The sequence below is a fragment of the Acinetobacter sp. YH01004 genome, assembly GCF_013420455.1.
GTDB classification, from domain to species: Bacteria; Pseudomonadota; Gammaproteobacteria; order Pseudomonadales; family Moraxellaceae; genus Acinetobacter; species Acinetobacter towneri.
Window position 1 is genome coordinate 213187 of the sequence record NZ_VOXZ01000003.1, and the last position, 19944, is coordinate 233130.

The 19944-nt window shown below is 42.6% G+C and carries 15 protein-coding genes and 1 pseudogene; 6 read left to right on the top strand and 10 right to left on the bottom strand.

All coding sequences use genetic code 11. The features are described from left to right. Window positions 1-3: 3 nt before the first annotated feature. The 7 genes from nuoH to ndhC form a co-directional block, all read right to left on the bottom strand. Window positions 4-1023, bottom strand: coding sequence for an NADH-quinone oxidoreductase subunit NuoH (gene nuoH / locus FTT71_RS03780; protein WP_004975457.1), 1020 nt, complete (start codon window positions 1021-1023; stop codon window positions 4-6). A gap of 3 nt (window positions 1024-1026) precedes the next feature. After that, window positions 1027-3711, bottom strand: coding sequence for an NADH-quinone oxidoreductase subunit NuoG (nuoG, locus tag FTT71_RS03785; protein ID WP_131261530.1), 2685 nt, complete (start codon window positions 3709-3711; stop codon window positions 1027-1029). Between the two features lie 11 nt (window positions 3712-3722). Continuing rightward, window positions 3723-5060: an NADH-quinone oxidoreductase subunit NuoF gene (gene nuoF / locus FTT71_RS03790; RefSeq protein ID WP_004975453.1), complete on the bottom strand. Its 1338-nt coding sequence runs from the start codon at window positions 5058-5060 to the stop codon at window positions 3723-3725. Then, entirely contained in the window at window positions 5057-5566 is a 510-nt protein-coding gene (gene nuoE / locus FTT71_RS03795; RefSeq protein ID WP_004975451.1) for an NADH-quinone oxidoreductase subunit NuoE, read from the bottom strand. Before nuoE ends, nuoF begins: the two co-directional genes overlap by 4 nt. A gap of 14 nt (window positions 5567-5580) precedes the next feature. Further along, window positions 5581-7368, bottom strand: coding sequence for an NADH-quinone oxidoreductase subunit C/D (nuoC, locus tag FTT71_RS03800; protein WP_004975450.1), 1788 nt, complete (start codon window positions 7366-7368; stop codon window positions 5581-5583). Window positions 7369-7453: 85 nt separating this feature from the next. Beyond that, window positions 7454-8131 (bottom strand): NADH-quinone oxidoreductase subunit B family protein, encoded by a 678-nt coding sequence (locus FTT71_RS03805; protein WP_004975447.1) that lies wholly within the window; start codon window positions 8129-8131, stop codon window positions 7454-7456. 6 nt (window positions 8132-8137) lie between these two features. Further along, complete coding sequence (ndhC, locus tag FTT71_RS03810; RefSeq protein WP_004975445.1) at window positions 8138-8683, bottom strand: NADH-quinone oxidoreductase subunit A; 546 nt, start codon at window positions 8681-8683, stop codon at window positions 8138-8140. A 440-nt stretch (window positions 8684-9123) separates the two neighbouring features. Between ndhC and FTT71_RS03815 the strand changes: the two genes are divergently transcribed. Then, window positions 9124-9480: a hypothetical protein gene (locus FTT71_RS03815; protein WP_096901797.1), complete on the top strand. Its 357-nt coding sequence runs from the start codon at window positions 9124-9126 to the stop codon at window positions 9478-9480. 124 nt (window positions 9481-9604) lie between these two features. Here FTT71_RS03815 and FTT71_RS03820 read toward each other — a convergent pair whose 3' ends face one another. Both FTT71_RS03820 and prpF read right to left on the bottom strand, forming a co-directional pair. Next, window positions 9605-10540 carry a polyprenyl synthetase family protein gene (locus FTT71_RS03820; protein ID WP_178866902.1) on the bottom strand — a complete coding sequence of 312 codons (936 nt, stop codon included), beginning with the start codon at window positions 10538-10540 and terminating at the stop codon, window positions 9605-9607. Between the two features lie 194 nt (window positions 10541-10734). After that, window positions 10735-11925, bottom strand: a complete 1191-nt coding sequence (prpF, locus tag FTT71_RS03825; protein WP_180044320.1) for a 2-methylaconitate cis-trans isomerase PrpF — start codon at window positions 11923-11925, stop codon at window positions 10735-10737. Window positions 11926-12246: 321 nt separating this feature from the next. On the opposite strand from prpF, the gene FTT71_RS03830 reads away from it, so the two are divergent. From FTT71_RS03830 to FTT71_RS03850, 5 genes are all read left to right on the top strand, one after another. Further along, a complete protein-coding gene (locus FTT71_RS03830) occupies window positions 12247-13602 on the top strand; it encodes an amino acid permease (RefSeq protein ID WP_171287414.1) in 1356 nt (451 codons plus the stop codon). 268 nt (window positions 13603-13870) lie between these two features. Then, window positions 13871-14989, top strand: coding sequence for an ABC transporter ATP-binding protein (locus FTT71_RS03835; protein WP_180160710.1), 1119 nt, complete (start codon window positions 13871-13873; stop codon window positions 14987-14989). A 21-nt stretch (window positions 14990-15010) separates the two neighbouring features. Next, entirely contained in the window at window positions 15011-16027 is a 1017-nt protein-coding gene (locus FTT71_RS03840; RefSeq protein ID WP_180160711.1) for an extracellular solute-binding protein, read from the top strand. A gap of 86 nt (window positions 16028-16113) precedes the next feature. Further along, window positions 16114-17736: an iron ABC transporter permease gene (locus tag FTT71_RS03845; RefSeq protein WP_180160712.1), complete on the top strand. Its 1623-nt coding sequence runs from the start codon at window positions 16114-16116 to the stop codon at window positions 17734-17736. Between the two features lie 355 nt (window positions 17737-18091). Continuing rightward, entirely contained in the window at window positions 18092-19639 is a 1548-nt protein-coding gene (locus tag FTT71_RS03850) for an outer membrane protein transport protein (protein ID WP_004975430.1), read from the top strand. A 91-nt stretch (window positions 19640-19730) separates the two neighbouring features. On the opposite strand, the pseudogene FTT71_RS03855 reads toward FTT71_RS03850, so the two are convergent. Beyond that, window positions 19731-19944, bottom strand: a pseudogene (locus FTT71_RS03855) (IS982 family transposase); the annotation flags it as partial.

Genomic DNA, 19944 nt, shown 5'->3' on the forward strand with positions numbered 1-19944 from the left:
GTCTTAGGCCGAATGATTCATAAGAATCACAGCACCAGTTACCAAAAGGTTAACAAGCGCCAATGGCAAGCAAATTTTCCAACCAAAGTTCATCACTTGGTCATAACGTGGACGCATTAAAGAACCACGAGCCAAGACAAACATCATCACAAAGAATGCTGTTTTGATAATGAACCAGAAAGCTGCTGGAATGAATGGAATTTCAAGGTTAAACGGCGCTAGCCATCCACCGAAGAATAAAGTCACGATAAGCGCAGAGATCAGTACCACGTTGACATATTCTGCAACGAAGAACATCCCCCACTTCATACCGCCATATTCGACGTGATAACCTTCAGCCAATTCTTGTTCTGCTTCTGGTTGGTCAAATGGGTGACGGTGAGTTACCGCAACGCCTGCAACCACGAAAATCAAGAAACCTAAGAATTGTGGAATCACAAACCAAACATCACGTTGCGCTTCAACAATTTCACGCATGTTGAATGAGCCTGCAATAGCAACCACACCCATGAGTGAAATACCCAAGAACACTTCATAAGAAATGGTTTGAGCGGCTGAACGTAAACCACCAAGCAATGCGTATTTGTTGTTTGATGACCAACCACCAAATAACACCGCATACACTGCGATACCTGCCATTGCCATAAAGAACAACAGGCCAATGCTCATGTCTGCCACACCTAAATAAGGTGATACAGGAATAACCATGAACGACAGTACCGCAGTTGCCATTGCAACTGCTGGTGCCATACGGAACGTAAGTTTGTCGGCAAATTTTGGTGTCCAGTCTTCTTTGAACATGATTTTCAGCATGTCGGCAACAATCTGGAACATACCGCCTGGACCTACACGGTTCGGACCATAACGGTCTTGCCATAAGCCCAGTAAACGACGCTCAATAAAAGACATGAGTGCAGCAATCAATACCACAACCAGTAAGATGACAATCGCTTGAATGACTGAATAGGCAATTGGCCAGTTCTCAGCCCACAGCGGCGTCTGACGGATTAATTCTTGTTGCATGAATTACACTCCTACCGCGACTGAAACAGGCTCTGCAAGAGATACCGTTGGTGCAAGACCAATTGGGTAGCCAATATAACCTGTAGGTAAATATTCAATCACTTGTACTGGCAACACGATAGATGTTTCGCCTGCTTGTACAGTAATTGTTTGACCATCTTGTAGATTCAAACGCTGCGCATCCTGCGTACCTACAGCAAATACTGCTTCAGGAATACGTGATTCCATTGCAGGAGTTTTCACCGTAAATTCCCCCGATGCAAAAATGTGATGCATTGGAATTAAACGGAAGCTGTCTGGATTTGCAAGTACTGGTGCAGGTGCAACATAGCTACGTGCAGGACGTTTCGCCAAACGGTCGAATAAACGAATACCTGCGTCACCACCTTTTAAGTGACCACCCACGTTGTCTTGGAATTTGTTCCAAGCTTGTGGCGAGTTCCAACCTGCAGACCAAGCAAATGGTACAAGTGCCGCTGGCGTTTGATTACCCACATAACCTTCCATAGAGAATGTTAATGCTGAATCTACATCGACAGGTTGTTTTGGTTCGTGAATGGATAACGGTGCACGCATAGCGGTACGACCTGAGTAACGACGTGGTTCACGCGCAACTTTTAAGCCATGTACACGGAAACCTGCATCTGGTGCAACATCTTGAATTGCTTCAAGTGCTGGAACATTCTTCACTACAGATTCAATCACGTCATCTAAAACAGTCCAAGCAATTGCTTTGCCTTTTAAGCCTGTTTCAAGTGCGTGTAACCAGCGCCAAGATTCTTTAATCGCCAATTCAGGTTTGTAGTAGCTTGGGTCATAAACTTGGAAGAAGCGTTGTGCACGACCTTCCTGACTCACCACCGTACCATCACCTTCCGCGAAGCTTGCTGCAGAAAGTACGATATTGGCTTTTTGCACAGTTGCGGTTTCAGCATGATCTAGCACGATGACATCTTGTGCTTTCGCTAAAGCTGCATCGACTTGTACTGCAGGTAAACGACGATATAAGTCATTTTCAACCACAATCACAGCATCATAATCTTGTGCAAATGCTTGCTCTAAGCTTTGCCCACCAAATATAGCCAAGCCCATTGAGTTCACTTCTGGCACAGTTAAGCTTAAACCTGCGTTTTCACCCAAGTTTTGTGCCACTTGTGCAGCCGCTTCCATAATGGCAGCGTCTAGTAAGCTTGTACCTGAAATCACCAATGGTTTTTTCGCAGCTTTTAACGTGTCAGCAATGGTTTGTGCAAATGCTTTCGCATCGTCATCTAAACCTGTGATCACGTCACCTGCAACCGCAGCAGCAATGGCAAAACCTAAACGTGCGATATCATTTGGAGAAGCAACCACTTCACCTGTTGCGACATCAGCTAAACGAGTTTGCGTTGCAGCCAAAATGTAAATTGGTGATTTTGCATCTTGCGCAATACGTTGCACAGGTTCAGCCAACCAATCTGGCGTACGACGCTCTGCCGCCATTTCTTTGGCTTTGTTTTTCGCCGCTTGACGAACAGACAACGCCATACGTGGTGCAGTTTGGGTTAAATCTTCACCCAAAATTAACACAGCATCGTAGTCTTCAATTTCACGCATACCCGGGTTGTAAATCCCTTCGGTTTGCATGATTGAAGCTGCAAGTTCAACCAAGTTTTGCTCTTTTTGCGATAAACCTGTTGAGTAGTTGTCTTGGCCAACCAACTCACGCAAAGCAAAGTTTGATTCAAGCGATGCACGCGGTGAACCAATACCCAAAACTTTTTTGCCTTGAACTTTGGCAATAATCGTATCAAGTGCAGCATCTACAGAAACGGTTTCTACGCTCGCACCGTTACGGAACTGAGGCTGACGTGGACGATCTTCACGGTTCACATAACCTGTACCGAATCGACCTTTATCGCATAGGAAGTATTGGTTGACTTCACCGTTAAAGCGGTTTTCTACACGACGCAATTCGCCATAACGCTCACCCGGAGAGATGTTACAACCTGAAGAACAGCCTTGGCATACGCTAGGCGCATACTGCATGTCCCACTTACGGTTATAACGCGCAGAGTGAGTTTTGTCGGTGAATACACCTGTTGGACAGACTTCAGTCAAGTTACCTGAGAATTCAGATTCCAAAGTACCCGATTCAGGACGACCAAAGTAAACACGTGATGCGTTGGCATAGACACCAAAGTCTGTACCGCCTGCATAGTCTTTGTAGTAACGCACGCAACGATAACACGCGATACAACGGTTCATTTCATGCGCGATGAACGAACCAAGCTCTTGGTTATAGTGAGTACGTTTAGTAAAGCGGTAACGACGACGATCGTGCTGTGTCATTACAGTCATATCTTGTAAATGACAGTGACCACCTTCTTCACAGACTGGACAGTCGTGTGGGTGGTTGGTCATCAAGAACTCTACAATTGAAGCACGGAACTCAGTTGCTTCCTTGTCTTCAATCGAGATATAGGTATTGTCAGCAGCAGGTGTCATACATGACATCACCAAGCGACCACGAGTATCTTCAGGGTTCGCATATTGGGTCACGGCACATTGACGGCAAGAACCGACAGAACCTAAGGATGGATGCCAACAAAAGTACGGAATGTCGATCCCAAGGCTCAAACATGCTTGCAGCAAGTTTTCCGAGCCATTGACTTCGTACGATTTTCCATCGACATGAATTGTAGCCATAGTCGAATTCCTTAAGCTTGTTCTACGTTGCTAGCTTGAGCAGCAGGACGGCTATTTGCCACTTTTGCTTCAAACTCGCCACGGAAATATTTGAGTGCGCCCATTAATGGCTCCATCGCACCTGGTGCGTGAGCACAGAAGGTCTTACCAATCCACAATTTTTTGGTGAGTTCTTGAAGATGTTGAATGTCTTCTTCTTTCCCTTCGCCATTTTCAATTGCTTTGAGTGCTTTTACAGCCCACGGTAAACCATCACGACATGGGGTACAGAAACCACATGATTCGCGCGCAAAGAATTCTTCTAAGTTACGGGTTGCAGAAACCATACATTGGGTTTCATCGACCACCATAAGCAAACACGTGCCTAAACGTGAACCTGCCTTCATGATGCTTTCTGCATCCATAGGCAAGTCAATGTGTTCTGCTGCCAAGAAGTCGGTAGATGCACCACCCGGTAACCATGCTTTTAGCTTCAAGCCATCACGCATGCCACCCGCATAGTCTTCAATTACTTCACGTGCAGTCGTACCAAATGGAAGCTCCCATAGACCTGGGAATTTCACCTTACCAGAAGCACCGTAAATTTTTGTGCCAGGGTCTTTCGATTTACCTGCAGATAAACCGATATACCACTCTGCACCACGCAACATGATTGCAGGTAAGTTGTTATAGGTTTCTACGTTGTTGACAATCGTTGGACGACCCCATGCCCCTGCAACTTGCGGGAATGGTGGTTTAGTACGTGGGTTAGCACGACGACCTTCAAGCGAGTTAATCAATGCGGTTTCTTCACCACAGATATAACGACCTGCGCCCGTGTGCACGTATAGTTCAAAGCCCCAGTTAGTACCTAAAATGTTTTCGCCCAAATAACCTTTGGCACGAATTTGCTCAATCGCTTCATTTAAGTACTGTGCAGCTTCGATGTATTCGCCACGAATAAAGATATAGCCGTGGGTTGCTTCAAGCGTGTACGCAGCAATCAGCATACCTTCAATCAGTTGGTGTGGAAGTTTTTCCATCAACAAACGGTCTTTGAAAGTACCCGGTTCCATCTCATCGGCATTACAAATCAGGTAACGTGGACCTGAATTGTCGTTTGGTGCCATCAGTGACCATTTGATCCCTGCTGGGAAGCCTGCACCACCACGACCTTTCACTGTCGCAGCTTTAATGACTTCAAGCACATCTTTAGGCGGCATAGAAATCGCTTTCTTAAAGCCTGCATAGCCTTCTAGTGCTTCGTAATCATCTGCATTACGCACGTGCTCTTGCTTGCTTAAACGCCAAGTTAATGGATGCGTTTCTGGGTTACCGTCACCATAAATTGGTCTTGGTTCGGTATTCATACATACTTCTCCAATAACTGTTGCACCGATGTCACCTCAACTAAACCGTGAGTATCTTCATCAATCATCAAGGTTGGACCCTTATCGCAATTTCCTAAACAGCAAATTGGCAATAACGTGAAACGACCATCTGCAGTCGTTTGACCAAACTGAATGCCTAATTCACGCTGGAATGCTTCTGCAAGTGTTTCTGCACCCATCAAAAAGCATGCAATCGAGTCACACAATAAAATCACGTGACGACCTACAGGCTGGCGATAAATACGGTTATAGAATGTTGCGACACCTTCTAAATCAGCAACGCTGATGGTTAGAAGCTGTGCAATCGCATTTAACTGCGCATCATCTACCCAGCCATTACGGCGCTGTACACACTTCAAGGCATCTAAAGATGCTGCACGTGGGTACGGATAATGACCAATGTGATGTTCAATTTCATGGATTTCTTCCGCAGTCAAAATCCCTTCAACATTCACACGTGGCTTTTTATCAGTCAAAATCATCATAATGCGTTTACCCCTTAGCGATCCACGTCTGCCATTACGACGTCAATGGTCGCTAAATAAATGATTAAGTCAGATACCAGACTGCCGTTAATCACAGAAGGCATTTGCTGTAAATGCGTGAAAGTTGGTGTACGAATACGGGTACGGTAACTCATCGTTGACTTATCTGAAGTCAAGTAGTAATTCGATGCACCTTTCACCACTTCTGCCATTACAGATGCTTCACCAGCAGGCATTACAGGACCCCAAGACACGCTTAAGAAGTGCGTAATCAGGGTTTCAATATCTTGTAATGTCTTGTCTTTTGGTGGTGGAACAGCCAATGGATGGTCTGCTTTATATGGACCAGATGGCATGTTATCTAGACATTGTTTGATGATTTTCAATGACTCTTCGATTTCACGGAAGTGAACCAGTACACGTGCGTAAGCATCGCCTTCGTACTCTACAGGTACTTCGAAGTCATAGTTTTCATAACCACTGTATGGACGGTATTTACGCACATCAAAGTCGATACCTGTTGCACGTAAACCAGTACCTGTCACACCCCAAGCCAAGGCAGATTTCGCATCATACTGCGCTACGCCTTGCGTACGACCCATGAATACCGAGTTGCGTAATGCCGCAGTGTAGTATTCGTTCATACGTTTTGGCATCCACTCTAAGATTTCACGAATCAGGTGTTGCCAGTTGTTTGGTAAGTCGTGTGCGGTACCACCGATACGGAACCATGCTGGGTGCATACGGTAACCGGTAATAGCTTCAATCGCATCGTAGATTTTTTGACGGTCTGCGAACATATAGAATACAGGGGTCATACCGCCCGCATCCTGAATTGCAGTACCAATGAACAATAAGTGGTTATTGATACGGAACAATTCCGACATCATGACACGGATACATTGTGCGCGGTCTGGCACAGTAATGCCTGCCAGTTGTTCCACACCCATGACATACGGCATGTTTTGCGCACAACCACCCAAGTAGTCCACACGGTCTGTATAAGGAATGAATGAATGCCAAGTTTGACGCTCAGCCATCTTTTCCACACCACGGTGGTGATAGCCGATATCTGGCACACAGTCTTTCACTTCTTCACCATCCAACTGCAAAATTACACGGAACGCACCGTGCGCAGATGGGTGGTTAGGACCCAAGTTCAGGAACATGAAGTCTTCGTCTTTATTACCGCGCTTTAAGCCCCAATCTTCAGGCACAAAGCGAAGGTGTTCTTGCTCGAAGTCTTGTTTGGCTTGGTTCTGCATATACGGTGTATATTCCGTTGCACGTGCAGAATACTCTTTGCGTAACGGATGACCTTCCCAATATGTTGGCAACAAGATACGACGAAGCATTGGATGCCCTTCGAAGTTGATACCAAACATATCGTAAGCTTCACGCTCGTACCAGTTGGCATTTGGCCAAATGTTGGTTGCTGTTGGAATATTGAGATCACTCTCATTCAACGCAACTTTAATACGAATGTCCGTGTTACGCTCTAGCGATAACAAGTGATAGAACACAGTAAAGTCAGACGCAGGTAGACCATCGCGGTGAGTACGCAAACGCTCATCTACCGCAGACAAGTCGAACAACATCACGTATGGACGTGACACTGTACGCAAGAACATTAAAACTTCTTGTACACGTGCGCGCTCAACCCAGACTGTTGGAAAATCTTCAAAAGTCGTTTGCACATAGAAGTTCTCACCAAATTTGGTTTTGAGCTCTTCTACAATTGCAAATGCTGGGCGTGAATCAACTGCTGTTGATTCTGGCATAGCAATGTCAGTTTCAGCCATTGGCTTGGCTTCCTATTTAATACAAATTCAGTCAACCTAAACGACAACTACACCCGTCGGGTGCATCAATATTTGTACGTTTAAATTATTTAATTTCATCCATAGAGCGTAAGTTTTTCACCGCAATACGCTGCGCATTCTTACGGTCACGTTCTGGCATCATCTTCGGCTTATATACTGGCTTAAGATCATCACCAATCACCGCAGACAACGGACGACGCTCTAATTGAATTTGGTCTTGTAATAACATCAATGCTTGGATTAATGCTTCAGGACGTGGTGGGCAACCCGGAATGTACACATCCACAGGAATGATTTTATCCACACCTTGCACAACTGAATAAATGTCGTACATACCACCTGAGTTTGCACATGCGCCCATTGAGATTACCCACTTAGGCTCAAGCATTTGCTCGTACAAACGTTGAATTACAGGTGCCATTTTCACAAAACACGTACCTGCAACAATCATCAAGTCTGCCTGACGCGGTGAAGCACGAATAACTTCTGCACCAAAACGTGACAAGTCATGCACACCTGTTAAGGTAGTTGCATACTCTACGTAGCAGCACGATGTACCAAAGTTAAACGGCCAAACTGAGTTCTTACGTCCCCAGTTTACTGCTGTATGTGCCAAGTCCTCTAAACGAGTCATGAACACATTTTTATTCACTTCTTCTTCAAGCGGATCGGTTACGATCTGACGCTCTTGAAGTGGATATTGATCAGCATCGGGATTCGCACGGGTTAAGGTATATTTCATCCCGAGTTACTCCTTGTCAGATGAGGTAGTCGCAGATTTTTTTACACGACCAGAGGATTGAGCTGGAATTTGACCGGTAGGGTCCGTTACCAATTCTTCAATTGAGTTAAAGCGTGTGATTTCTGCAAGATCCATATTTGGCGAACCAATTTTAGGTTTAATCCCTGCTGCTTTACGCTTATCAGATGGAGCCCAGTTCAGCGCACCAGTTGATAATTCATAAATTAAGCCAACGAGTAAAACTAAAATAAATACAGCAGCCGTTGCAAAGCCCACCCAACCTACTTCACGAACAGAAGCTGCCCATGCGTATAGATAAAGTGCTTCTAAGTCGAAAACAACGAAGAAAATTGCAACCAAATAGAACTTTGCAGATAAGCGGATACGTGCTCCACCAGCACCTACAACACCCGACTCAAACTGCTCTTGCTTCGCACGCCCCCATGATTTACCCCCAAGGAGTAAAGGAACGGTCAGCATAAAGACGCATAAAAATGTAACGCCGATCACGAAGGCAATAATTGCCCATTCGTATGGAGTAATGGCACTCATGCGGGGATAACTCCTGGCAGGCCTATTTATTAACAAAGAATGTATGTATTGGCCTTCAAATACACCAAACACAAAATTAATCACGCCAATTGTACCTGATTTATGATTTCACTTGCTAGTTCATAAGTCTTAGTCTTTCGGATGATTTTTTATTCAAATACTTGATATTTTAGAATTCCACTACTCCGTAGGGCTCTTAATCGCTTTAACAAATAGATAAGTCAGTTGTGATTATTTTTTCCAAAACACCAATTGAGCGGTTCGTTGCAAAGTTTTTAAATTTATAGAGAGATCATCGCAACTTCAGGTTTCAGCTTAGTTTAAGCCGCACAAAATTTTGTGTAGTTTTTGCAACTTAGACCCTGAGTTTCTTTAATTTTTCACCCAGAGTGTGCTATTCCTAGTAAGCATTAAAAATTTGAATAATAAGGAGTAAACACATGAGCTTAGACTATACCCACAAACCAAATTACTTTATGTTTGCGCAATTATTTATTCGTCATTTGCAAAATTATTTTGAAAAACATCCTGACGCACAAAATGCAATTTTTGACCTGCGTGATATTTACGAGTTATTTCGCCAAGACAAAGCATCTGCCACCATTAATTTAGACGGCATTATGAATATTGCAGATGAATACCGCCTTGAAACCTTACAAGGCGATCAAAAATTAATTAGCCGTTATGCGATTGATCCACAAAATAATTCTTTGTTGGTAGATTTTAACCGCGAGGCTTTAGACAGCTTAAAACAAGGCAAAGCAATTTTACCACCTGATGCAACGCTACAAGAATAAAGCCGTATAGAATCTGCATTAAAGTGTGTCGCTTAAAACAGCTAACACTTTCATAAAGCACAAAAAAGCGAGCATCTGCTCGCTTTTGAGTATTGAGAGCCACAAGCCCTCCATCTAGAATAATTTAGCTTTTACGTGACAATAAAAACTCGGAAATTTGCTGTAACTCTAAGACGGTATCAGTTTTAAAATATGCCAACGCAGCAAAGGCTTGATCGTGCAATTCTTGTGCATAAGCTTGTGCTTTTTCCAAGCCCATGAGTGCAGGATAGGTCGATTTTTCAACTTGTTCATCTTTCCCTGCAGTTTTACCTAGTACTTCAGTATCCGAAATAATATCTAAAATATCGTCTTGTACCTGAAAGGCTAAACCAATCGCCTGCGCATATTCACGCAATTGCGGAATCGCTTTATCTCGTCCATCAAACACGGTCACAGCGGCCATCATCACCGCTGCAGAAATTAACGCCCCTGTTTTATTACGGTGGATATTTTCCAAAGTCGCCTGATCTACCTGTTTACCTTCAGACTGCAAGTCTAAAACCTGACCACAGACCATTTTTGAAGAAGCGGTGGCTAAAATTTGCATCTGTTTGAGCACAATGCCTTGATCTACTGCAACAGCCTGATCAAACAAACGACTGCCTAAAATTTCAAATGCCATCGACTGTAAAATGTCGCCTGCCAACAATGCTGTATCTTCACCATACGCTGCATGGCACGTCGGTTGCCCACGACGCAACAAGTCATTGTCCATACACGGCAAGTCATCATGTGCCAATGAATAGCAATGAATCAGCTCAATCGCAACTGCAGCACGGCGTACCGCAGCAGAGTTTTGATTCGGTCTTAATGCTGCGGTGGCATAACACAAGGCAGGGCGAACACGTTTTCCACCCAACATGACGGCATGATGCACGGCAGACTTTAACGGTTCTGGCAATGCAAAAGCCTCTAAAGCGGTAAGCAAGTCTTGCTGAATACGTTGTTGGGCTGCGGTTAATGCATGCGCCTGTAAATCGTGAAGTGATGACACATTCGCCTCGAGTGGTTGGTTCATGTCTAATAAGCAGTAAGCTGCCTGTGTTGCAGCATTGTACCTGTAATTCAAAGTTTTTTAAGCCTTAACTGAACTGATATAACATTTCAGCCATAAGAAAGCCCCTATCGAAATAGAGGCTGTATTTAGTTAACTAGAGTCTATGACACTTCGTCTATCCTATCCTTCACTGCGCCTTGCACTGCAAACAAAACTTATTCTAATGTTTCCGCAGGTACACGCACCCAACCTTCCATTAATACACGTGCACTACGGCTCATCACAGCTTTTTTGACTTGCCATTGTCCATTTTCCTGCACGGCTTGCGCACCCACACGAAGCGTACCTGATGGATGTCCAAAGCGCACTGCTTCACGCTCTCCCCCGCCCGCAGCCAAGTTGACCAATGTTCCCGGAATGGCTGCAGCTGTACCAATCGCGACTGCTGCTGTACCCATCATGGCATGGTGTAATTTACCCATCGACAATGCACGTACCAATAAATCGGTATCTTCAGCCTGAATTTGTTTACCACTTGAAGATACATAACTTTTTGGCGCAGAAACAAAGGCAATTTTTGGCGTATGTTGGCGTTTTTCAGCTTCAGCAATTTCCTGAATCAAACCCATTTGTTTAGCACCATAAGCGCGAATGGTTTCAAAACGTGCCAAAGCTTGTGCATCACCATTGATTGCATCTTGCAGTTCTGTGCCTATATAACCAATTTCTTCTGCATTTAGGAAAATTGTTGGAATACCCGCATTAATAAAGGTCGCTTGGAATGTTCCTATATCTGGCACATGCAAAGTATCCACCACATTTCCAGTTGGGAACATTGCCCCACCTTCTTCGCCATCATCGGCAGGGTCTAAGAATTCAATTTGTACTTCTGCGGCAGGAAAAGTCACGCCATCCAACTCAAAATCACCCGTTTCCTGCACCTGACCATGCGCCATAGGCACATGCGCAATAATGGTTTTTTCAATATTTTTTTGCCAGATACGTACAGTACAAATGCCATTTTCTGGAATTTTACTGGCATCGACCAAGCCATTGCTGATCGCAAATGCACCGACTGCAGCTGTTAAGTTACCGCAGTTGCCACTCCAATCGACAAATGGCTGATCAATCGAAACTTGCCCAAACAAATAATCGACATCGTGATCGGGTTGAGTGCTTTTGGCTAAAATTACGGTTTTACTGGTACTTGAGCTTGCACCGCCCATTCCATCAATTTGCTTGGCATAAGGGTCTGGACTGCCAATCACACGCAATAAAATTTGATCTCGAATTTTGCCTGGCAGCTGCGCTGCTGCAGGTAAATCATCAAGTTTAAAAAATACACCTTTACTGGTACCGCCACGCATATATGTTGCTGGAATTTTAACTTGTGGTGCAAAACGCATGAATTTTATTCCCTTGTTTTTTGATTGTTATGGCCATATAAAAAGACCCTTTTGCATCATAACGGTTTTTATTCAAAAGGTATCGCGGTCTTGACTTAAGTATAAAAAAACAACATTTGGTAAATTTCACCCTAACCAGTCATCTTGATTTATAAGGCAAAAATAAAATTAATATATTGATTCACTTATCTTTTATACAAATAAAAACCATAAAATATTTTAATATTTATTATAAATTTATTTCATTATTGCCTAGCTACTAGGCTAATGAAATTTGATCTATTACAATCTTGTCACTTTTTCCTTGTCGGGCTGAATACTTTGAACAACGAGTCTTCACAACTTCAGCGTGGCTTAAAGAACCGCCATATTCAATTGATTGCCATGGGTGGCGCAATTGGTACAGGCTTATTCTTAGGTTCCGCGCAGGTCATCCAATCTGCTGGCCCTTCTATTATTTTGGGTTACGCCATTGGTGGTCTTATTGCATTTTTAATTATGCGCCAATTGGGGGAAATGATTGTTCATGAGCCCGTTGCAGGATCATTCAGTCACTTTGCCTATAAATATGCAGGTAAATTCCCCGGCTTTTTAGCAGGTTGGAACTATTGGATTTTGTATATTTTGGTGGCAATGGCAGAACTCACCGCAGTTGCCAAATACATTAACTATTGGTGGCCGCATATTCCTGCTTGGACATCGGCACTGTTCTTTTTCATTGTGATTACCATTATTAACTTGGGCAATGTAAAGTTCTACGGTGAATCAGAGTTCTGGCTAGCAATCATTAAAGTCGCTGCTGTGGTTTCGATGATTGTGTTTGGTTTATATCTCTTACTTTCTGCAGATGCCAATTCAACCGCATCATTCAGCAACCTTTGGGCGCATGGGGGGTTCTTCCCGAATGGCTTTGAAGGTTTGTTCTTTATGCTGGCATTCCTCATGTTTGCCTTTGGCGGCATTGAGTTGATTGGTATGGCAGCCGCAGAAGCGCAAGATCCTGAAAAAACCATTCCTAAAGCCATTAACCAAGTGGTGTTCCGTATTCTAATTTTCTATATCGGTTCACTCACCATTCTATTGTCTTTAGTGCCTTGGAATCAGTTAGATTTAGGTGGTTTAGATAAAAGTCCATTCGTGATGATTTTTAGTCAAATGGGCATTGAATGGGCAGCGCACTTACTGAATTTCGTGATTTTGACTGCGGCACTTTCTGTGTATAACAGTGGGATGTATGCCAACAGCCGTATGCTGTTTGGTTTAGCCAAACAAGGTAACGCACCAAAAATTTTCCTAAAAGTGAATAAACAAGGTGTGCCAATTCCAGCAGTATTATTCTCTGCGGTATTAATTTTCGGCTGTGTATTGTTGAACTACTTTGTACCTGAAGAAGCTTTAAGCCACCTCATGTATATTGTTGTGGGTGCATTGGTTTTAAACTGGGCGATGATCAGTTTGACTCACCTTAAATTTACCAGCACACTGAAAAAATTAGCGATTCCAACTAAGTTCCCTGCGCTATGGTCACCATTTAGCAACTATTTGGTTTTAGCGTTTATTGCAGTGGTACTTTATATTATGTGGACTCAAGGCTTTAAAGAATCAGTCATTATGATTCCTGTATGGGTGGTCTTGATGTACATTTTATTTAGAGTGCTTAATGCGAAAAAACCTTAATTTGCATAGTACGCATAGTACAGATTTCTAAAAATTGAAAAGTTATTGCTTCGGCAGTAACTTTTTGCTTTTAAGCCCCCCCTTTTAATAGCCCATAAATAAAGTGCTGCACTTAAAATAATTTAAATTCCAACCTATTGTTTTCAGTTGATATTTCAACTTTTTGTAGCAAAAACTACATCATTTACATTCTAAATGATAAAAAGACTCTACATGAGAAGAGTTCTTAGTTATCATTTGAGCACAAAATTTGTCGTGTGAATAAACTATGAATGCGTACGCTGCTCAACCTGCCAATGTCTTGACGATCCAACAGCTCAGTAAAAAGTTTGGTTCGCGTTTTGCAGTGCAACAAGCAACATGGTCAGCGATGAGTGGACAAATTGTGTGTTTATTAGGTCATTCAGGCTGCGGCAAAACCACAATGCTACGTCTGATTGCAGGCTTGGAAACACCAAGCAGCGGCACAATCCAACTGGAACAAAATACCTTGTGGAGTGAACATGCACAGATTCCTGCAGAAGCTCGCCATATTGGTTTAGTCTTTCAAGATTACGCACTTTTTCCGCATTTAAGTGTGTTAGACAATGTTATCTTTGGCTTAAAGAAATTTCCCAAAGCGCAGCGGGAAACTATTGCCAAACAAGCTTTAGCGCATGTTTCCATGTTGCATCATCAAGACAGCTATCCATATACACTTTCAGGCGGCGAACAACAACGCGTTGCCTTAGCACGTGCCTTAGCACCAGAACCACAAGTCTTGTTAATGGATGAACCTTTTTCAAATTTGGATCATCGCCTGCGTGATCAAATTCGTCAAAACACCATTCAACTGCTCAAGCAAACTGAAACGACTACGGTTATCGTGACACATGACCCAGAAGAAGCACTGCAAATTGCCGATCAAATTATTTTGATGCACCAAGGGCAAATTATTCAAATTGGTTCACCGAAACAACTTTATTTACAGCCGAAAACGTTGTTTGCTGCACGATATTTTTCTTCGTTGAATGAAATTCCAACGCGCATCAAGCAGCAAGAAATTCATACCGTATTTGGCAAGATTGATTTACCAGAACATGCAAACACTCAAGATTCACTGGTCTGCTGCTTGCGCCCGCATCAATTGCGTGTCAGCCAAACACCAAGTGAAAATGCGTTGCCCGCAAGCGTTGTGTCATCAAGTTTTATGGGACATGCGCAACAACTGCGTCTAAAACTACGCGATCACGATCTCACTCTTTTGGCGCAAGTCAGTCATCTTCAAGATATTCAGCCCGCTGAACAAGTCTATGTTTCTGTCAATTTAAACAGCTGTTATTTCTTGGCGTCTGATGAACAATCACCCACTGCTTCATCTTCTACTCAAGCTGCTGTTCAGGTTTAAATTTTTAATTAGGAATACTGCATGAAACCACTGTCTAATTTATCATTGCTTGTTACAGGTTTACTTGCATTTGGTGCAAGTGTCGCACAAGCAGCGGAAGTCAATTTATACACCACGCGCGAACCTGTGCTGATTCAAACCTTATTAACCGAATTTACCCAAAAAACTGGGGTAAAAGTCAATACGGTTTTTATTAAAGATGGTTTATTGGAACGTGTAAAAGCAGAAGGTCGTCTTTCTCCTGCCGATGTGATGCTGACTGTAGATTTTGGCAATTTGGTTGATTTAGTAGAAAGTGGTTTAACCCAGCGCGTAAGTTCTAAAACCTTAAATAGCGCAATTCCTGCCAATTTACGAGCTGCCAATGGTCATTGGTATGCTTTGTCGATGCGTGCACGTGCAGTCTACGCCTCTAAAGACCGTACACCGCTTAATGCGATTACTTATGAAGATTTAGCCAATCCAAAATGGAAAAATAAAATCTGTATTCGTTCAGGCAACCATCCATATAACACTGCTTTAATTGCAGCGTATATTGCCCATCATGGTGAAAAACAAGCCGAAACTTGGTTGCGTGGTGTGAAAGCCAATTTAGCTCGCCCAGCCAGCGGTGGTGACCGTGATGTGGCACGTGATATTTTAGGAAAAATTTGTGATATTGGCGTAGCCAATACCTACTATGTCGGCACGATGCGTACAGGCGATGCCGAACAACAACGTTGGGGCAATGCCATTAACGTGGTACTTCCGCGTTTTAAAAATGGTGGAACGCATGTCAACGTATCGGGTGCAGTGGTTTCAAAACATGCACCAAACCGCAAAGAAGCCGTGCAACTGCTTGAGTTTCTAGCTTCAGATCATGCACAAGCCATCTATGCACAAAACGGCTTTGAATACCCTGTCAAACCTGGGGTAAAAATTGACCCGATTATTGCTAGTTTTGGCAAACTGAATATTGATTCAATTCGTTTAAGCGATATTGCACGTCACCGTAAAGCCGCCAACTTATTGGTCGATAAAGTCCAGTTTAACCGCTAAAATTTTCTGCTTTTGTCTTACAGTGCAGCGCTTTGCACTGTAAGATGCTCAACTGATCCCTCCCCTTATTTAGTACCTCTATTGCAATGCTTAAAAATAAATTTAATTTTTTATTTTCGCTCAGTGGGTTATTGACGCTACTCGCCTGTTTACCTGTGCTCGCTTTAATTTGGACAGCATTACAAGGTGATAGCGAAATTTGGGGGCATCTGCTGCGTTATGTAATTCCACACACGTTGGTAGAAACAGGGATTTTATTGTTGGGTGTGGGTATTCTCACCATCCTGATTGGTACAGGCAGCGCATGGATTGTAACAGCGTATCAATTCCGAGGTCGTGCATTTTTAGATTGGGCCTTACTGCTGCCTTTAGCCGTACCAACTTATATTATTGCGTATAGTTATATCGACATTTTGCACCCCATTGGCCCTGTGCAAAGTATCCTGCGGGATGGGTTTAATTTAGAATTACAACAGTTTTGGTTTCCTAATATTCGTACCGTTTGGGGCGGCATCTTCTTGCTTAGCTTTGTGCTGTATCCGTATGTGTATTTAAGCACCCGTGCAATGTTTCTGATGCAATCGGCCAGTTTAATTGAGGTTGCACGTACATTAGGATTAAAACCCGATCAAGTGTTTTTACGTGTTGCAATTCCACTGGCACGTCCTGCCATTGCTGTGGGCACCAGTCTAGTTTTAATGGAAACTATTAATGATATTGGTGCAACAGAATTTTTAGGCATTAAAACCTTAACTTTGTCGATTTATTCAACCTGGACCAATCAGTCCGATTTAGCCAGTGCCGCACAAATTGCCATTTTCATGTTGATGATTATTACCTTATTGGTCTTGGTAGAACGTTTAGGACGACGTAAACAGCGTTATATGAACTCGGCTCAACGCAGCCGTTTAATGCCTGCACAATCGGTCAAAGGGCTTAAAGCGCTTGTGTTACTAGGCTTGGGCTTAATTCCTGTTTGTATTGGCTTTTTAATTCCCACCAGTCACTTACTTGTAGAATCTTATAAACGCATTCAATATGCAGGCTTTTCAGATTTTCTAATCCAAGCATCCATCAACACACTGACACTTGCTAGTCTTGCAACTGTGGTAACTATTTTGATTGGTTTCTTTATTGTCAGTGCTGCACGTTTTAGTAAACACACCTGGTTTAGCCGCATTTCTAGCTTAGGCTATGCCATTCCAGGAACAGTTTTAGCCATTGGTCTCATGCTGGCTTTGGGCAAAATTGATCATGCCGTTGCAGATTTTTTAGAATTTAAATTAGGGATACATACAGGTTTATTATTCCTCGGCACCAGTTTTACCCTTATTTATGCTTATGCAGTGCGTTTTTTAGCCATTTCAGTAGGTGGCATTGAGTCAGGCTATAACCGTATTCATGGTGTTTTTGATGATGCTGCACGCAATTTAGGGCAAAACAACTTTGCATTGTTGTGGCGTGTACACCTGCCATTATTACGTCCTGCTATTATTTCTGCAGCTTTATTAATTTTTGTAGATTGTATGAAAGAGCTACCTGCCACTTTGTTGCTCCGTCCCTTAAATATGGAAACACTCGCTACCCAATTGTATGCAGAAGCTTCTAGAGGAACCTATGAAGATGGTGCTGTGGCTGCCTTGCTAATTGTATTGGTCGGTCTTATTCCTGTTATTTTATTGGCAAAGCTTGGAAAAACCACACGTTGATCTGTCCCATTGTTGCTAAATATGCAGAGCAACAATGGGTTTTAGAATAAAAATAGTATTTTTTTTAACCAATCAAAAACACCCTACCAAATGCGAATTTATTAATTTTATTTCTTATTTATCAAATACTAATAGATAAAAAACACCTCTTTATTAGAACAAATACTCTATTTGGTTTAATTTTTATACTGAATAGTTTTTTCTAGAGCATTTACTCTTATTTTAATTGTGATATTTTTGTCACATGGAGTAACAAATGGTCTCGGTGAATACAAGCCGAAATCATCCTAGATGAAAGCTTAAAGCATCAACAAAAACTGTCATAAAAGACTTTATAGCCCAAGGGAAATGTATAATGAAATTAAAAGCACTAAGCACAGCAATGATTTTAGCAACTGTACCAATGACAGGTGCTTTTGCTGCAGCTCTAGATCGTTCTGGTCAATCTATTGCTGCGTTCTTACAACCGGGTAACTATTTTGAAGCAGGTATTTCTGTATTAGATCCAAATGTTTCTGGTAAAGAAGCAGGCACAAGTGATACTCGTCGTAGTATTGGAGATATGGCAGGCGATTATTATTTCCCTAGCGCAGCCCTAAAACTTCAACCAACAAAAAACTTCTCATTTGGTATTTTATACGATCAACCATATGGTGCTGATGCTGCTTATACTGGTAACAATGTTTTCGTTTCAGATGCGACCAATACAATTCTAGCACCTGAAGCTTTGGCTGGGATTCGTCAAACCACCATTGATACACAAGTTGCAGCAAATCTTCCTGGAGCATTAGCTCAAAATCTACAAGCAGGCATAGATAGTACTGTTTCAGCCCAAGCTGCTGGACTTGTTGCAAGTGGTGCAGCCCCTACCCAAGCAATTGCAGAGTCAGTAATTCGTAGTAATACTGCTGCGATGACAACGATTGAAAATGGCGTTACAGCTGCAATCACTCAAAATGTTCAAAATGCGGTGACTCAAGCAGTTGATGCTGGTTTGGCTAACGTAAATGACCTATTAGGAACAGGAAATACTAGCGTAGAAGTTGATACACAAAACCTTTCTTTTATTGCTGGTTTCCAACCTACTGAAAATTGGAATATTTATGGTGGTGCCGTTTACCAAACCATTAAAGGTAATGTAGCACTTCGTGGTCAAGCATATAGCCTATTCAATGGTTATGATGCATCAATCCCTGAAGATAGTGCAATGGGCTGGTTAGCTGGGGTTTCATACCAAATTCCTGAAATTGCCTTAAAAGCATCTTTGACATATCGTTCAGAAATTGATCACGACGTTAATGTGCGCGAAACATTACCAACTCTTGAAGCATTAGCATTACTGCCGAATGGTGCGGCAGCAGCAGGTGCTATCGCAACTTCAGAAGGTAAAACTACAATTACCACACCACAGTCTGTAAATTTAGATTTCCAAACTGGAATCATGGCAAATACTGTGGCATTTGCAAACTTACGTTGGGTAGAGTGGTCTAAGTTCTCTATCCGTCCACATAAATTTGGTCTTGTAAGTGAGGCTGTAGGTCCTCTAGTTCAACGTCCTAATGGCTTTAATCTAGTTGAATATGAAGATGACCAAATTTCTGCAACTGTAGGTGTTGGTCGCAAATTAAATGACCAATGGGCTGGCAACGTATCTGTAGGTTGGGATTCTGGCGCAGGTAACCCTGTATCAACTCTTGGTCCTACTGAAGGTTATTGGAACGTGGGTCTAGGGGTTCAATACTCACCTGCACCAAACTACTTTATTGCAGGTGGTGTAAAATACTTCATGTTGGGTGATGCTAAAGCCCAAACAGGTGCTCAAGCAGGCGGTTCTGATTATGTTGCAGAGTTTGAAGACAACGATGCATGGGCATACGGTTTAAAAATCGGTTACCGCTTCTAATTCAATTTTTTTTCAAAAGAGCCACCCTTCGGGGGTGGCTTTTTTTGCACTTAAAACTACTCGTTTTTATACAAGTGTTAACTAACCCCAGTTACGGATAAGCCAAAGATTTAATCACATGAATTTTAGGCTTATTCTTTTGGCAAAGTTGATACGCACATAGTGAAGAAAATACGCCTGCTAAAAAACCAGCAATCGAACGATGTTTACTCGTAACTAAGTGATATTTTTCTTTCAATAATCCTATCAATGTTTCAATTCTTTTACGTTGTCGTAGATGAAATTCATCAGAAAATGGCAATAAG

Excerpts from the sequence above, each read along its gene's own strand:
- nuoE (WP_004975451.1), bottom strand. The coding sequence starts at position 5,566 with ATGATGATTTTGACTGATAAAAAGCCACGTGTGAATGTTGAAGGGATT.
- nuoH (WP_004975457.1), bottom strand. The coding sequence starts at position 1,023 with ATGCAACAAGAATTAATCCGTCAGACGCCGCTGTGGGCTGAGAACTGG.
- nuoG (WP_131261530.1), bottom strand. The coding sequence starts at position 3,711 with ATGGCTACAATTCATGTCGATGGAAAATCGTACGAAGTCAATGGCTCG.
- FTT71_RS03840 (WP_180160711.1), top strand. The coding sequence starts at position 15,011 with ATGAAACCACTGTCTAATTTATCATTGCTTGTTACAGGTTTACTTGCA.
- FTT71_RS03805 (WP_004975447.1), bottom strand. The coding sequence starts at position 8,131 with ATGAAATATACCTTAACCCGTGCGAATCCCGATGCTGATCAATATCCA.
- prpF (WP_180044320.1), bottom strand. The coding sequence starts at position 11,925 with ATGCGTTTTGCACCACAAGTTAAAATTCCAGCAACATATATGCGTGGC.
- nuoF (WP_004975453.1), bottom strand. The coding sequence starts at position 5,060 with ATGAATACCGAACCAAGACCAATTTATGGTGACGGTAACCCAGAAACG.
- ndhC (WP_004975445.1), bottom strand. The coding sequence starts at position 8,683 with ATGAGTGCCATTACTCCATACGAATGGGCAATTATTGCCTTCGTGATC.
- FTT71_RS03815 (WP_096901797.1), top strand. The coding sequence starts at position 9,124 with ATGAGCTTAGACTATACCCACAAACCAAATTACTTTATGTTTGCGCAA.
- FTT71_RS03845 (WP_180160712.1), top strand. The coding sequence starts at position 16,114 with ATGCTTAAAAATAAATTTAATTTTTTATTTTCGCTCAGTGGGTTATTG.
- nuoC (WP_004975450.1), bottom strand. The coding sequence starts at position 7,368 with ATGGCTGAAACTGACATTGCTATGCCAGAATCAACAGCAGTTGATTCA.
- FTT71_RS03820 (WP_178866902.1), bottom strand. The coding sequence starts at position 10,540 with ATGAACCAACCACTCGAGGCGAATGTGTCATCACTTCACGATTTACAG.
- FTT71_RS03835 (WP_180160710.1), top strand. The coding sequence starts at position 13,871 with ATGAATGCGTACGCTGCTCAACCTGCCAATGTCTTGACGATCCAACAG.
- FTT71_RS03850 (WP_004975430.1), top strand. The coding sequence starts at position 18,092 with ATGAAATTAAAAGCACTAAGCACAGCAATGATTTTAGCAACTGTACCA.